Annotated in this window: 26 protein-coding genes; 2 read left to right on the top strand and 24 right to left on the bottom strand. The window is 47.4% G+C overall.

What is annotated here, in order from left to right; all coding sequences use genetic code 11:
• From Q8J68_RS03640 to rpl3p, 22 genes are all read right to left on the bottom strand, one after another.
• Positions 1 to 382, bottom strand: a 382-nt coding sequence (locus Q8J68_RS03640) for a 50S ribosomal protein L30 (RefSeq protein WP_305310187.1), incomplete at its 3' end; no start/stop codon positions are given.
• A gap of 1 nt (position 383) precedes the next feature.
• Positions 384 to 1,016: a 30S ribosomal protein S5 gene (locus tag Q8J68_RS03635; RefSeq protein ID WP_305310186.1), complete on the bottom strand. Its 633-nt coding sequence runs from the start codon at positions 1,014 to 1,016 to the stop codon at positions 384 to 386.
• 8 nt (positions 1,017 to 1,024) lie between these two features.
• Positions 1,025 to 1,546 carry a 50S ribosomal protein L18 gene (locus Q8J68_RS03630; protein WP_305310185.1) on the bottom strand — a complete coding sequence of 174 codons (522 nt, stop codon included), beginning with the start codon at positions 1,544 to 1,546 and terminating at the stop codon, positions 1,025 to 1,027.
• Between the two features lie 46 nt (positions 1,547 to 1,592).
• Positions 1,593 to 2,051: a 50S ribosomal protein L19e gene (locus Q8J68_RS03625; RefSeq protein ID WP_305310184.1), complete on the bottom strand. Its 459-nt coding sequence runs from the start codon at positions 2,049 to 2,051 to the stop codon at positions 1,593 to 1,595.
• 1 nt (position 2,052) lies between these two features.
• Positions 2,053 to 2,442: a 50S ribosomal protein L32e gene (locus Q8J68_RS03620; protein WP_305310183.1), complete on the bottom strand. Its 390-nt coding sequence runs from the start codon at positions 2,440 to 2,442 to the stop codon at positions 2,053 to 2,055.
• Positions 2,443 to 2,451: 9 nt separating this feature from the next.
• Positions 2,452 to 2,985, bottom strand: coding sequence for a 50S ribosomal protein L6 (locus Q8J68_RS03615; protein ID WP_305310182.1), 534 nt, complete (start codon positions 2,983 to 2,985; stop codon positions 2,452 to 2,454).
• A 15-nt stretch (positions 2,986 to 3,000) separates the two neighbouring features.
• Positions 3,001 to 3,393: a 30S ribosomal protein S8 gene (locus Q8J68_RS03610; protein WP_015053057.1), complete on the bottom strand. Its 393-nt coding sequence runs from the start codon at positions 3,391 to 3,393 to the stop codon at positions 3,001 to 3,003.
• Between the two features lie 10 nt (positions 3,394 to 3,403).
• A complete protein-coding gene (locus Q8J68_RS03605; RefSeq protein WP_015053058.1) occupies positions 3,404 to 3,556 on the bottom strand; it encodes a 30S ribosomal protein S14 in 153 nt (50 codons plus the stop codon).
• Entirely contained in the window at positions 3,556 to 4,053 is a 498-nt protein-coding gene (locus tag Q8J68_RS03600) for a 50S ribosomal protein L5 (RefSeq protein ID WP_015053059.1), read from the bottom strand. Before Q8J68_RS03600 ends, Q8J68_RS03605 begins: the two co-directional genes overlap by 1 nt.
• A gap of 4 nt (positions 4,054 to 4,057) precedes the next feature.
• Positions 4,058 to 4,768: a 30S ribosomal protein S4e gene (locus Q8J68_RS03595; RefSeq protein ID WP_305310181.1), complete on the bottom strand. Its 711-nt coding sequence runs from the start codon at positions 4,766 to 4,768 to the stop codon at positions 4,058 to 4,060.
• 8 nt (positions 4,769 to 4,776) lie between these two features.
• Positions 4,777 to 5,127 carry a 50S ribosomal protein L24 gene (gene rplX / locus Q8J68_RS03590; RefSeq protein ID WP_015053061.1) on the bottom strand — a complete coding sequence of 117 codons (351 nt, stop codon included), beginning with the start codon at positions 5,125 to 5,127 and terminating at the stop codon, positions 4,777 to 4,779.
• Positions 5,128 to 5,137: 10 nt separating this feature from the next.
• The gene (locus Q8J68_RS03585; protein ID WP_305310180.1) at positions 5,138 to 5,536 is read right to left on the bottom strand and encodes a 50S ribosomal protein L14; all 399 of its coding nucleotides are present in this window, start codon (positions 5,534 to 5,536) and stop codon (positions 5,138 to 5,140) included.
• Positions 5,533 to 5,862: a 30S ribosomal protein S17 gene (locus Q8J68_RS03580; RefSeq protein ID WP_305310179.1), complete on the bottom strand. Its 330-nt coding sequence runs from the start codon at positions 5,860 to 5,862 to the stop codon at positions 5,533 to 5,535. Before Q8J68_RS03580 ends, Q8J68_RS03585 begins: the two co-directional genes overlap by 4 nt.
• 5 nt (positions 5,863 to 5,867) lie before the next feature.
• Positions 5,868 to 6,179, bottom strand: coding sequence for a ribonuclease P protein component 1 (rnp1, locus tag Q8J68_RS03575; protein ID WP_305310178.1), 312 nt, complete (start codon positions 6,177 to 6,179; stop codon positions 5,868 to 5,870).
• Between the two features lies 1 nt (position 6,180).
• Positions 6,181 to 6,384 (bottom strand): 50S ribosomal protein L29, encoded by a 204-nt coding sequence (gene rpmC, locus Q8J68_RS03570; RefSeq protein WP_305310177.1) that lies wholly within the window; start codon positions 6,382 to 6,384, stop codon positions 6,181 to 6,183.
• Positions 6,384 to 7,316, bottom strand: a complete 933-nt coding sequence (locus Q8J68_RS03565; protein WP_305310176.1) for a 30S ribosomal protein S3 — start codon at positions 7,314 to 7,316, stop codon at positions 6,384 to 6,386. Before Q8J68_RS03565 ends, rpmC begins: the two co-directional genes overlap by 1 nt.
• Complete coding sequence (locus Q8J68_RS03560) at positions 7,316 to 7,771, bottom strand: 50S ribosomal protein L22 (protein WP_305310175.1); 456 nt, start codon at positions 7,769 to 7,771, stop codon at positions 7,316 to 7,318. Before Q8J68_RS03560 ends, Q8J68_RS03565 begins: the two co-directional genes overlap by 1 nt.
• A gap of 11 nt (positions 7,772 to 7,782) precedes the next feature.
• The gene (locus Q8J68_RS03555; protein WP_305310174.1) at positions 7,783 to 8,196 is read right to left on the bottom strand and encodes a 30S ribosomal protein S19; all 414 of its coding nucleotides are present in this window, start codon (positions 8,194 to 8,196) and stop codon (positions 7,783 to 7,785) included.
• Positions 8,197 to 8,211: 15 nt separating this feature from the next.
• Positions 8,212 to 8,925 carry a 50S ribosomal protein L2 gene (locus Q8J68_RS03550; RefSeq protein ID WP_305310173.1) on the bottom strand — a complete coding sequence of 238 codons (714 nt, stop codon included), beginning with the start codon at positions 8,923 to 8,925 and terminating at the stop codon, positions 8,212 to 8,214.
• 11 nt (positions 8,926 to 8,936) lie between these two features.
• Complete coding sequence (locus tag Q8J68_RS03545) at positions 8,937 to 9,185, bottom strand: 50S ribosomal protein L23 (RefSeq protein ID WP_305310172.1); 249 nt, start codon at positions 9,183 to 9,185, stop codon at positions 8,937 to 8,939.
• Positions 9,182 to 9,943 carry a 50S ribosomal protein L4 gene (gene rpl4p, locus Q8J68_RS03540; RefSeq protein ID WP_305310171.1) on the bottom strand — a complete coding sequence of 254 codons (762 nt, stop codon included), beginning with the start codon at positions 9,941 to 9,943 and terminating at the stop codon, positions 9,182 to 9,184. Before rpl4p ends, Q8J68_RS03545 begins: the two co-directional genes overlap by 4 nt.
• Before the next feature lie 5 nt (positions 9,944 to 9,948).
• A complete protein-coding gene (gene rpl3p / locus Q8J68_RS03535) occupies positions 9,949 to 10,962 on the bottom strand; it encodes a 50S ribosomal protein L3 (protein ID WP_305310170.1) in 1,014 nt (337 codons plus the stop codon).
• Between the two features lie 566 nt (positions 10,963 to 11,528).
• Here rpl3p and galU point away from each other — a divergent pair.
• Together galU and Q8J68_RS03525 are read left to right on the top strand one after the other, a co-directional pair.
• Complete coding sequence (gene galU, locus Q8J68_RS03530) at positions 11,529 to 12,398, top strand: UTP--glucose-1-phosphate uridylyltransferase GalU (RefSeq protein ID WP_305310169.1); 870 nt, start codon at positions 11,529 to 11,531, stop codon at positions 12,396 to 12,398.
• A gap of 129 nt (positions 12,399 to 12,527) precedes the next feature.
• Entirely contained in the window at positions 12,528 to 12,725 is a 198-nt protein-coding gene (locus tag Q8J68_RS03525) for a hypothetical protein (protein ID WP_305310168.1), read from the top strand.
• 32 nt (positions 12,726 to 12,757) lie between these two features.
• On the opposite strand, the gene Q8J68_RS03520 is transcribed toward Q8J68_RS03525, so the two are convergent.
• Complete coding sequence (locus Q8J68_RS03520) at positions 12,758 to 13,003, bottom strand: hypothetical protein (RefSeq protein WP_305310167.1); 246 nt, start codon at positions 13,001 to 13,003, stop codon at positions 12,758 to 12,760.
• Between the two features lie 4 nt (positions 13,004 to 13,007).
• Positions 13,008 to 13,652, bottom strand: a 645-nt coding sequence (locus tag Q8J68_RS03515; RefSeq protein ID WP_305310166.1) for a PASTA domain-containing protein, incomplete at its 5' end; no start/stop codon positions are given.

Genomic DNA, 13,652 nt, shown 5'->3' with positions numbered 1-13,652 from the left:
TCCCTGCGTGGCCTTTCCTTGGCGGGTGAAGCCTGAAGACCGGCTTGAGCAGAGGTACATCCTTGAGAGTGGCATTGCCATCACATACTGCATGTGCAAAGGCTTCGATGGTGGCAAACTTGGTGTTTGCTGCCATATACTCATCTGTGAGCTTTTCGCCACCCTGGAGCATTCCACGGTTGTTGAGCATTTCAGTGAGTGCATCCACATCGATGATACCATAGGCCACATAATCCTTGACCTTCTGGACCATACCTAAGTTTTGCGGGCTTTCGCTGAGGATCACACAGTGGTTTACCCTGTGAAGGCGGAGCATTTTAAGAGTATCCTCAATGGATCCCCTTACATTCACGTTACCGCGAACTCTTACCAAAGCGTACATCTCATGCCTCCTTTTCCAGACACAATGGCTGCTTTACAACACCAGTGTTCTGCAGTGCATTGAATGTCGCCTTTGCAAAGTTCAATGTAGACCTGGTAGTACCTTCGGTCCTTGTCCATACGTCCTTGACACCTGCTTTCTCAAGCACTTTCCTTGCAGTGTCTCCGGCGGCAAGTCCAAGACCACGTGGTGCAGGTTTAAGTGCAACAATGACACTGCCTGCTTTGCCCTTTACCTCGGAGGGCACGGTGTGTTCACGGCCACATGTACATTCCCATGAGCCGCATCCGCGCTTTACCCTTATGATATTGATCTTGGCGTTGTCTATCGCTTTTCTGATAGCCGGGCCAACCTGAACGTCCTTACCCTGACCAAGACCTACAAAACCATTGCCGTTCCCTACAATGACGGTTGCTCTGAACTTAACACGGCGGCCGGAGTCAGTCATCCTCTGGACCATGTTGATGTCGAGCACCTCATCTTCGAGCTCAGGCAATAAGATATCAACTATCTTGGATTCCCTTATCGGAAGACCGGAATCGATAGCTTCGTCCATGGAAGTGATCTGCCCTTCGTGAACGAGTATTCCAAGCCTTGTTTGCGGAACCCATTCTTCTTCATATTCATATGCCATATAATCACCTAATTGAAGTCAGCAGAGATCTTTTCCTTAACTGCATCGAACAGTTCAGGCAGATTTGATCCTTCCATATACTCTGCTATGTGTTCTCCTCTTATCCTCTCATCGGAGGGCAGTATTGAAGGATTGTGGGGGATCTCAAATCCAGCGTCCACTATACCCTTCAGGGTCGCATATACCCTTGAACCGGGTGATGCTACCTGCAGCCCAAGATCAAGGATACCATACTCATGCCCATTGGCCTGTGCCCTGTAACCGAACAGAAGACCAGTAAGATACGCAGCCGTTGTATTTCCAGTGGATGCGTCATATCCGTACTTTTTAAGTTCTGTTGAGATTGCAGATGAAAGAGTTACATCCCCTTCCGGGGTAGGAGCAACAAGCTGGACCTGCATGTGCTTTGAACTCTTGCGCACAACCACACGGTTCTCCTTTGAAAGGAGTAACCTGAGTCTCAGGTGGTAATCAGTGCGCCCTTCTCTTCGTCTCCTGAAAGCGACTTTATATCTGGGTCCTGTTGCCATGATTAACTTCTCCTATTGAAACATACATATTATTTGATCTCATCAATCATTCCCCGTGCCTTATAAGCTTCTCGGACTCCAGGTGTGCCACCAGGTGAGCAACACTGCGGTATTCTCCACCTTTTGCCTTGCGGTATACCTTACAGTAAGTGGATTTATCCAGTGAGCCATCGGCACGCATATCTTTCAGTTTCTGCCTCAGAGCACGGATCTTCTTCATCCACTGCTCTTTGCTTGGAGCACGTGCACCCTTCTTACCTTTCCTCTTACCCTGACCTTTGCGGTGACCATACTTACGTTTGGCATCCCTTACTCTTGCACGGCCACGGCTGACACCCTTGACAGCTTCTGCCTTGATGTTATCACTCTCTATCTGCTCACGTATGTCAGCTCGGGTAATGGCAACAGCAATTTCTTCTGCTGCTTCCGGATTGAGCCAGACCCTGTGAACTCCGCACCCAAGGACCTGTGATGCGATCCTCTTCTGGTTTGTAAGATCGGTCATCTTATTCACCTCTTGTCGGGTTCAGGATCTTAAGGCCAAGTTCCTGGGCTTTTGCCTGAATGATTGCTTTCTTTCGTCCACCGACCTTTGCAGCTATCCTTACAGCCTGGAAGGATGCGTCTAAATTTGTCAGGTCAGTGACTGTGTTCACAAGAATCTCAGAGAATCCTGAGGGGTGGAGTCCCTTGACAACGAGAGGGCTTCCGTAGCCCACCTGTGCAAGGGCACCCTTTGCCTTGTAGTGCCTGCGCTGTTTACCACGGAGACCCCTTGGGCGCCTCCAGTTAGAATCCAGACGCTTGTATTTGTGGGAATCGGTCCTCTTGAATTCGGGTTTCTTACCCTTCTGAACCTTTCTTACCTTGAAAAGGCGTTTGGTTATTATATCCATTCAAATCACCTACGCTGTCTTCTCCACTATGTATATTCCATCCTGGAATGTACGGGGGTCAAATCCCTTGATCTTGGTTGCCTGTTCGATATTAGCTGCAGTCTGGCCAACGTCTTCCTTGTTGATGCCCGTGACAATAACCTCATCAGCACTCGTCTTTACCTTGGTCTCACCAAGGATCTTAGCAGACCTGGCCTTTTTCTCACCGAGGAAATTACCGATAGTGAACTTCTTGCCTTCTACCTTCACCTGCATCGGGAAGTGGGCATAGACGATCTTCATACGGTATTCAAAGCCCTCTGTCACACCTGTGATCAGGTTTGTGATGTGTGAGGAAAAGGTACCGACCATTGCCCTCTGGGTCTTCTTCTTCACGTCAGTGTCAATCACGATTTTTGAGTCAGCAACCTCGATATTGATGCCCGGATACCAGAAGAGCCTCTGGTTGGACCCTTTTGACCCTGATACTGACATGACGTTCCCCTTGAACGTGACTGTTACACCACTGGGAATGGGAACTTCTGTTCTAATTTCTTTTACCATTATTTCCCTCCGTCATCAGTACACATATGCCAGCAGCTGTCCGCCTACATTGTTCTCACGAGCCTCGTACTGCGATATTACACCTATAGAGGTAGTCAATATCAAAGCACCGAAGTTCTTTGCAGGAAGATATTGCTTCTCCCATCTTTCGAAATCAGCAGCACCTACTGAGTAGCGTGGCTTGATAGCGCCACACTTGTTGATCCTGCCAACAAGTTCCACTTTGTAGATTCCTGCCTTACCATCTTCAATAAACTCAAACTCGCCAACATATCCACGGGACTGCATGACTTTCAGGACGGTTCCAATCAGCTTTGAAGCCGGCTGGATCGTACAGGAGTTCTTACCTATAGCCTCTGCATTCTTTATTGTGGATAATGCATCTGCGAGTGGATCTAGTAATACCATTTATCTCACCTCACGCATATTTCTCGAATCCCATGTCGTGGGCTATCTCGCGGAAGCAGTGTCTGCACAGGAAAATGTCATATTTCCTTACAAGACCCTGCTTTCTGCCGCATCTCTTGCATTCGTTTGCGCCATGCCCAAATGTCTTAGTGGTCTCAACCATTACATTACCTCCACAGAATATCTCTCTTTAAAGAAGGCAACTGTGTCATCCTTTGTGATCCTGTGGGATGTTGGGACCTTGCCTCTGGAAATCCTTCTTTTGCTAATTCTATAGCCCGGGCGTTTAACGACCACGTTGATGTCCATACCAAAGATACCGATGTTAGGATCATATCTCATACCAGGGAAATCTGTGTGCTCCTCTATACCGAAAGCCACGTTTCCGTTCTTGTCGAACTGGGATGAGCGAAGCCTGCCTTCAACAATCGCAAGCGCAGTGGTGAGGAACGTTTCAGCTCTTTCACTCCTGAGGGTGACCTTGCATCCAATAGGTTCATTCTTCTTGATACTGAAAGCAGGAAGGGTCCTCTTGGAGTAAGTCCTGATGACCTTCTGCCCGGTGATCTCTGTGAGTATTCCTTCTGCATCCACAAGGTGCTGACCGCTTTCTCCAACACCCATGTGAACAACGACCTTCTCAACAACAGGTGCTCTCATTACATTACTCAACTACTTCACCACCTAGCTTGATAGCAGGTTCCTTCTCGCCAATGACAACCACATAGTCCTCAATTGTCTCGAAGTCATAGTCGCCGGATATGAATACCGTGTTATGCCTTGAACTGCGGACTGTGTTGATCTCCTTGATGGTACCAATAGAACCGGTGTGTTTACCACCTACTATCAGTGCAAGGTTGCCTGCCTGGTACTTGATGTGCTGTACCACTTTCTTGTCAGGGAGTGAAAGGATGATTGAATCCTTAGTGTTGTAATCATTGGAACCGATGATGTTTGAGCCATCATTGAGGTTCAACTGGATCACTCCGCCCTTAAGTACGGTCTTTCCATTGATCCTGCAAAGCTTATTGTCAGTGGATTCCTTGATCTTATGGAGCTCAAGTCTTCCCTTGCCATCAAGCAGTACGCGGTATGCCACGTTTTCAACCGGCATGGATATTACATCCAGTAACCCGACCGGGAACCTAAGATCCTTGCGGATGACCCCGTCAACAAGTACTTTGCCTTCTGAGAGCACACGCTTTGCCTCAGCACGATTATCGACTACACACAGCATATCTCTCAGGACTACAGCCAGAGGGATACTTTGCTGCTTGTTGTGTGGACCAGGCCTTGTTGCAGTGATCCACTTATTGGATTTCTTTGATATCTGCCAGCTGTTTGGAACAGATATTCTCTTTTGATGTTTGCCCACAGAACCACCTACTTTCTAATTACTGCTTCCCTGAGTTCATCCTTCATTTCCAGGGATGTGATCATTACATTCGAAGGATAGACAGGTCTTGCAACTTCAGTGCCGTCCGCCTTGGACACAGTGACCCCTTCAATCACGATTGTAGCGTGCTTCAGGGAGACTGCTTCTACCTTGCCCGTAGTGCCTGCGTGATCTCCACGCATAACCTTTACGGTGTCACCAACGATAACGCTTGCTGATCTGCAACCGTATTTCTCACGCAGTTCCTTTGAAAGGAGAGCACCCATGTATTTCTGTCTAATATGCTGAGGAGCATTGTATCTTGCTTTCCTCTGTTTTCTTGGCTGATTTGATACCATATCTCACACCTCAGGCTACAATGGATGCCGTGGTTCCGATCTTTGGATACCTCTCTGCCGCTTCCCTGGCCACGGGGCCCTTGAAGTCTGTTCCCTTAGGTACTCCATCCTTATCGACAATAACAATGGCGTTGTCCTCAAAAGACACCCTCATGCCGTCAGGACGGCGGAATTCCTTCTTCTGACGAACTATGACAGCAAGGAGGATCTGCTTACGCATTTCAGGTGTGCCCTTTTTCACGGACACGACACACATGTCTCCAATGCCTGCCTTAGGATATCTGTTCTTGACACCCCTATATCTTTTGACAGCTATTATCTCAACAACACGTGCACCGCTGTTGTCCACACACTCGATGCGTGACCCTTTGTTCAAAGCACGCGGTATAGTAGATCTAATACCTCTCATGCCTGAGCCTCCACCTTTATGACAACATATGATTTTGTCTTACTCAACGGCCTGCATTCCGCGATCGTCACAATGTCCCCTACCTTTGCATCAATACAGTCGGGATTGTGTGCATGGATCTTGGATTGCCTTTTCTCATATCTTTGATATTTCTTGATAAGCATCTCGTGCTTGCGCTGGATGACCACGGTCCTGTCCATCTTGTTGCTAACGACAGTCCCTACAAGGACCTGTCCGCGAACAGGGAGTTGTCCATGGAAAGGGCAATTAACGTCATTGCACTCCTTTTCCGGTGATGGGACATCCAATCCTATATCTCTTGCCATGATTATTACCTCATGCGTATTTTCCTTATGTTCTTGGTCCTGTTCTCAGGTTGTGAGACCAGAAGGTTCCCGTTGATTTTTACATACCTCTCAGCATGTTCGCCCGATAACCGGGCAGGTATCCGAAACACAAAGGTCGCGTCTGCCTTTGGAACCATTTTCTCGCAACCCGCCTTTGTTTGAACAATGATCATGTTCTTTGTTTCGTCAACCACTTTGCCGCTGATATCTATCAGCGCAGGGTTCGTGGCATCCACTACTTCAACAACTAATCCTATCAATTCATGGAATATTAGTTTTGAAGGAGTGATTTCCACTTCACATCTCCTTCATTTCTCTCTTGATGGTCTTTACCCTGGCAATGGTCCTCCTGAGTTCCCCGATCCTTCCGGGGTTATCAGGAGCGCCACCGGCGGATGAGAGAGCGCGCTCACGAATGAGTTCATCTCTCATCTTATCAAGTTCGTCCATCCTTTCCTGAGGAGACATGTCCCTTATTTCGTTTAATCGAAGAATCGCCATTACTTCTCCTCCTTGTGAACACGTGCTATGGGGTGCCAGTAATCATAGCCCTCATGCTTGTGCTGCCAGACATCTTCTGTAAGCCTGCGTTGTTCATTGACAACTTCTTCCAGTGCTACTGGCCCTTCATCGGAGGCTGCATTTCCCATATCCTCACTGCTCTGAGAAACTTCATTGGTCTCTGCCGGAGCAACGGTTTCGGTAGTTGCAGATACTTTTTCCGTAACAGTCTCTTCCTCATCAGCAACCTCACCTTTGGCTTGGGTATCGACAAGCTTCTTAATGCCAGCTTTTGCATCCTTGCTGACAACTGCTGCTTCAACTTTAGGCTCTTCTACGATTTCCTTGAGATGGAAAGAGTCAGGCAATACTGAGCCCGGTGGGATGATCCTTACTTTGCATCCAAGGGTACCGAGTTTTTTGACCGCGACCGCAAAACCCTCATCAACAATATCATCGACAGGTTTCCCGGCGTGCTTGATGTAACCCTGAACGATCTTCTCGACCCTGGACCTTGCACCGGTAAGTTTTCCGGAGATGACGATCTCACAGCCCAGTGCGCCGGCATTCATGATAGCTCTGATCGTGTTGTGACCGGCTTTCCTGAAGTACCAGCCCCTCTCAATAGAGGAAGCAAGGCGTGTTGCCATCATCTGAGCATTGAGCTCCGGCCTTCTGACTTCCTGTGCATCGATCTGAGGATTGTCGATGTCGTACATTCTGTCAATGTCACGGGTAAGCTTACGAATGACCTTACCAGCTTTACCGATGACCATGCCCGGCTTTTCAGCGTAGATGGTGATCTGGGTACCCATGGGAGTACGGTTGAGCTCCATTCCTCCGTAACCAGCTTTGTTGAGCTGTTTCGCAAAATATTCATCCATGGAGGCTTTTACGTAGCCTTCCTGGACAAATTTCTTCTCTATTGCCATTACCGCACCTCACTCAGGATAATCTCGATATTTACAGTGTCCGTATTCTTGGGGCTTCCACGGCCACGGGCCCTGGCCATCATGCCGTGTATCACACGACCCTGTTTTGTGGCGATGTGGGAGAGATACATCTTGCTTGAGTCCAGTCCCTTGTATTCGGCATTGCTCTTAGCATTTTCCAGTATCTTCATGAAAGCTTCTGCAGCCTTTATAGGATACCTGCCGGTTGCCATGGGACCTTTTCTATGCCCTGTACCTGCATGGTGTCTCTTGAAAGGAACTGCTCTTTTGAGTCCCATTACTTCTTCGAGATACTTCTGTGCTACTTCTGTGCGCATACCCTTTATCGCATGCCCGAGTTCACGGGATTTCTTAGGTGATATGTGAAGCTCCGAACCCATTGCCCTTGAGGATGTTTTCGGTTCCAGTTCCACGGTATATCCAATTCTTGCCATACATTATCACCTTATTTCAACGGAACGAATTTACTTGAACGGGTAGCTCCGACACCTGCACTTCCGTGGGAAACTTTGGGACGTGTCGGTGCAAATTCTCCGAACCTGTGTCCGATCATTTCAGGCTGCACTTCAAATGCCATGAATGTCTTACCGTTGTATACTTCGATGTTCTTGCCAACCATATCAGGGAATATTATGATGTCCCTGTGGTGGGTACGCAAGCTGTCCTTACCGTCCCTGAGCTGTTGCATAACGTCCTTTTTGCCTTCGGAAAGTCCTCTGAGGATTGTGCGGCGCTCGCGTGCCGGCAGCATTTCAGAGAATTCCTCAATACTCAGGGAGCGAAGTTCTTCAACCGTCTTGCCACGGTAGGTATATTCACCCTTTCGTTTTGGTAATTTTGATGATGTTTTCTTTGCCATGATCTATTCCTCCGGTTAACGCCTTCCTGTCCTGCGTGCTGCGATCAGCCCTACCTTACGTCCTGGAGGTGCATTCCTGCTGACCGTGGTCGGTCTTCCCGGGTGCTGCCTGTTACCTCCTCCGAAGGGGTGATCGATAACGTTCATGGCAACTCCTCTTACACGCGGATACTTTGCAGCCCTGGTTCTCATCTTGTGGTATTTCTTACCAGCCTTCAGGAACGGCCTGTCTACCCTGCCGCCACCTGCGATGATACCGATAGTTGCACGGCATCGTGGGTTCATCCATTTAAGCTCACCGGATGGCATCTGTACGACAGTCTTACCACGTTCATGTGAAACGACAGTGGCATAAGTTCCGGAAGCTCTTGCGAACTGTCCGCCGTCATTTGGCCTTCCTTCGATATTACATACAGGTATTCCCTCAGGGATCTCTGCCAGTGGCAGGATGTTTCCTGGTTTTACCTCAGCAGATATGCCACATGCTATCTTGTCGCCAACTGCTATACCCTCTGGTGCAAGGATCAGGCGCTCTTCACCGTTATCAAAGGAAACTTTTACAACGGGTGCAGAGCGGGCCGGATCGTGTGTAACCTCAAGAACCTCACCATATACCGTGTCATTCTCATCTACACGGGGGTGCTTCATTGAAGCTTTATACCTGTGAGATGGTGCCCTGTATGTAGGAGTTCCACGACCTCTGTTCTGTGAAATAATTCGCTTACCCATACTAGTTCACCTCACATTAAACCTATTCTGTTAGCTATTTCGTGGGCAGCATCTTTGCCTTCGAAAGTAACTATAGCCTTCTTCAGGCCGTTCATTGTGCTCATAGTACATACTGAAGCCACAGGGAAGCCATACATCTTCATTATCTCGGATTTGAGCTGATTCTTGTTTGCACGAGAATCAACGATAAACTGAAGCTTGTTGTCTTCCATGAGCATCATTGCCTTTTCTGTAATGAAAGGATACTTGATCGATGTCATTGGAACAGTCCCTCCAGATCAGCTATTGCAGACTCAGTCCATACTGTCAGTCTGCCTGCATGGGTTCCAGGTGCAAGGATCTCAGCGTTCAGGGAGGTAACAGATACCACATCAACACCTGCAAGGTTCCTTGCAGACCTGAATACTGCTGCATCGCCTGAAGCTACGATCAGGATACTCTTCCTGTTCTTGTACCTTCTGCCACGGAGCTTTCCTCTGCCTGCCCTGATATTCCGGCCGTCCTTTGCACGCATAACATCAGTGTATATGCCTGCAGCCTGCAGGAAAGTGACAATATCTTTTGTCTTTTCGATGTTCTCGAGAGCATTTTCAGCTACAAGTGGAAGTTGTGCATCGAACTTGTGGCCACGTCCCTTTACAAGGTCCGCATTACCGGTTGATGCAATGGCTGAACGAATAGCCATAAGCCTCTCTTTCCTGTTTACTTTTTCACTCCTGTCAGTCTCTACCTTAGGAGGATGTGCTCTTCTGCCGCCCCTGGCTTGAGGAACTCTTGCTGCGCGGCTGCCGTTAACGATCCTTGGGATCTGTGCAGCACCCCTGCCTGAACCCCATGACACCGCAGATGTTTCCATACCTGCGTACATTTTTGGACCATAGGGCTGCAGCCTGTTTGCCTGTGCAGCGACGACCGCTCTCTTGATAAGGTCGGGCCTGTAGGTTTCATTGAATATAGCAGGCAGTTCCACATTGCCTTTTATATTGCCAGATAAATCAATAATATTTGCTGTAACCATTCACTTCACCCCTGCTGGGACTGTGTGCTTACGTGGAGAAGCTGTGGTTCACCCATCGCGGACACTTTTGCCCTCATAGGATCTCTGAGCCTTACAAGTCTCTTGGAAGGTCCGGGAATGCTTCCTTTAATAAGGATATAATCTCCCCTTACAAGTCCATAGTTTATGAAACCGCCATCAGGGTTGATCTCATCACCGTTTGTGGAGACTCTAAGGATACGTTTGTTAAAGTCGGTCCTCTGATGATAACCCATCTGACCCATCTGCGGTACTCTCCAATTCACACGGGCCGGATGGAAGGGACCAAGGGTACCGATCTGTCTAAGGCTTCCCTGACGGGAGTGCTTGCCTTTCATCATACTGATACCCCATCTCTTCACAGGACCCTGTGTACCTTTACCGATGGTGATAGCTGCCACGTCTATGAACGTGCCGTTGTTAAAGACATCACTTATCTTTATCTCGCTGCCAAGTATTGACTTTGCGTATTCGAACCGTGCCTTGAGGTCGGAGCCGCTTACTGCAGTTTCCATGATATCGGAGTTCTTCTTTGGAACACCGGTCAGGTTCTTTGGCAGAGTGTAGGTCACTACTTTAATATCAGAAACAGTTCCGTTTTCGATCAGGCTGCTGATCTTCTCAAGCGAAGCATCAGTAGTTGCGGTCTTTGGTAAGTGTATGGTCTTACCGAGACTTGGATCAAGGTCGGAGCTCCATGCCTCTGCAATAGCTTTGCCACCGTAGCTGTCACTGGCGTAAGCACGTATCGCAGCAACACGAACAGCGGGTGTTTCCACAACTGTTACAGGTACGGAGATCTCCATACCTTCAGTGAGGCTGTTCTTCACATCGTCCACCAATATCACATGAGTCATACCTACTTTGTAGCCTGCAAAGTCCTGAAGCTTTGGCTCACCTGAAGACTCCGGCCACGAATTGAACCTCGGTATGTGGCTTTTTGCTCTTTTGCGAGGACTGTAAGCGAGTGAACCTCGTCTTGGTCTGTGTCCTTTTGCCATTCTTATTCTCCTAAATTACACATTTTATTCTAAATCAGGCAATACATCACTGCATAGCCAGAATGCAAAAAAGCCATCAAGTTCACCTGAATCCACCGCTTCCGGGGAGTCTGATCACTGTAAGAACTCCACGTATCTTCGATACGCATCCTTGTAGTGTACTGCTGCCTTCCATTGTCTACTGACGGACCTTAGCATACCCTTAAAGGGCAAACCCGGGATCATCTCGAAAAGATTTAAACACATCTGCACTTTGGCGCACTATATTGCGCGCGGCGGGCATTCTTGAAGAGGCCCTGATACTTCATGTTAAATCCGACTTTTTCGCACTGTAATCTTAATCTTGTCAGATACTTTTCACTGAAATCTAACGTTGGGCCATTAAACGTATATTTAGTATTTAAATTCTTTGCATAGCACATTAGATGTTTTTCAAGAGAAGTTATAAAAGATTATTCATGCTATGGCACATAATATTAAGAAAAAGTTAGATGTAATAATTATAAGTAGATATATTGTAATACAGTCCATCCATATAAAATCAATTAATCATTAGAAGTGAACATATGGAAGTTAAAAAGGCCGTCATACCAGTAGCAGGACTTGGAACACGATTCCTGCCCGTCACTAAATCCATGCCAAAGGAAATGCTCCCTATAATTGACAAACCCGTCATACATTATGTAGTAGAGGAAGCGATTGCGTCGGGAATTGATGACATCATATTCATAACAGGCAGAAGTAAAAGGTCTATTGAAGACTATTTTGATGATTCACCTGAACTTGAGCACCATCTCAAACAAAAGAACCAGCAAAATATGTTGAAGATCGTCCAGGATATTTCCTCCATGGTAGACTTTCACTATATCCGGCAGAAAGAGCCAAAAGGTCTTGGTGATGCAATACTCACAGCCCGAAAACACATAAATGACGAGCCGTTCGCGGTACTGCTCGGCGATGACATAATAGTTAACAAGACACCATGCACCAAACAATTAATAGATAACTTCTACAAATACGGGCGTTCAACATTGGCAGTTGAAGAGGTGCCCCTGGAAAAAACCGGTAACTACGGAATAATAAAAGGCACTCCACTAGACGATTCGCTTTACATCCTTGAAGACATAGTAGAGAAACCCAGACCGGAGGATGCACCCTCAAATATCGGAGCCATTGGCAGATACGTTTTCACACCCGAAATATTTGATTGCATAAAAGAGACCGTAACAGGTGTTGGCAATGAGATACAGCTTACTGACGGGATACGCCTTCTGAACAACACGCAGAAGATATATGCCTACAGGTTCACGGGGAAAAGATACGATACCGGAGACAAGACCGAATACGTAAAAGCAATTATAGACTTTGCCCTGAACAACGAAGATATGAAAGAGCAGATAAAAGAGCATCTTGCAGGCATACACCTTCAGACATGAAGCTTACATAACCGGACATTTTACTTAACCACTCAAAACAGTTATATTTGGATACCCACATACATCTGTTAGTGTGTTAACTGATATACTTGAGATGTTGTAATGAAAAGTCCAAATTTTTAAAAATCAGTGTGCGTAAGATCCAAGTTCCAGAAAGAGAACGAAAGGAAACGCATAGACCTGTGTGTCGATGACCTCATTTATGGGAAGGACGGCAAATCAGCTAAAGAGATTCTTGAGACCCTGGAGAACGAAGGCTACCAATTGACCGAGCAACTGTCAGGAACAATGCTGCAAGACGAGAGAGGCTGTGCATTCATCCCCTAGTCCTGTAGAGCCTCCCAAGAACACAAGAACAATCATTCGGGGCTGCATTTTACAACTTTCCGTACCTTCCTGCCACTGAAATTGATAGCGCCGACCAGCAGGACACTCTGCTTTTGCCTTATAAGGTTGATATGGTCACTGTTAAAGGTGGCAATTATACTCTTCTGTACAACAAGTTCGACCTTCCCGCCTATACCTATAAGGCTCCGCAGGATACCTTCAACATGGGAAGGAGTTGCATTATCTGCAACCCTTATAATATGCGTCTCAACAGGCATACGCTCAGACTTCCCTCCGGGAAATGGTACTTATATTCGACAGCCTGGTAGCCGTATTTGCGGCGGTGGTTTTGCTGCGGTTGATGTCCACAAAGATAGAACTTGGAGCAGAAGGTGCTTTTTCGGTAGTGACGGTTTCCAATACCTTGTTTACAGAAACAGAAACTACGAAGTCAATTGCACTTCCCACATCTACCACAGTACCGGAAGCCACGGACTGGCTTAATACGGTCCCGGGTGTGGAAGCATCTGCCTGCTCAGTGATCTTACCGGCACTCAGCTTGCTTGCCACAAGCGCCTTCTTTGCACCCTCCTGCATCATACCTGTGATCTGCGGAACCTTTACGGAAGTTATCTGCGAGATGAACAAATCGACAGGCTCCCCGGGTTTTGCCAGGGAAACACCGGAAGGGATCTGGGAAACCACAGTACCCTGAGCAAGGTCACTTTCCTTCTCGATAATCTCACCGGACGCAAAACCTGCATCTTTAATCACAGACAATGCTACGTCCCTGTGCAGACCCACGACATCAGGCACCTGGGAATAACCGGCAAAAGATGGTTCCTTATGAGAGGAAACGATGCTGAACTCTATCTCACTCATATTATCCGCAGGAATTATGTCAGCTGCTTTTGGAAGCTGGAACCT

Origin of the sequence: Methanolobus sp. (assembly GCF_030682845.1) — an archaeon.
Taxonomy (GTDB): domain Archaea; phylum Halobacteriota; class Methanosarcinia; order Methanosarcinales; family Methanosarcinaceae; genus Methanolobus.
This window is presented reverse-complemented; position numbering and strand designations above follow the sequence as displayed.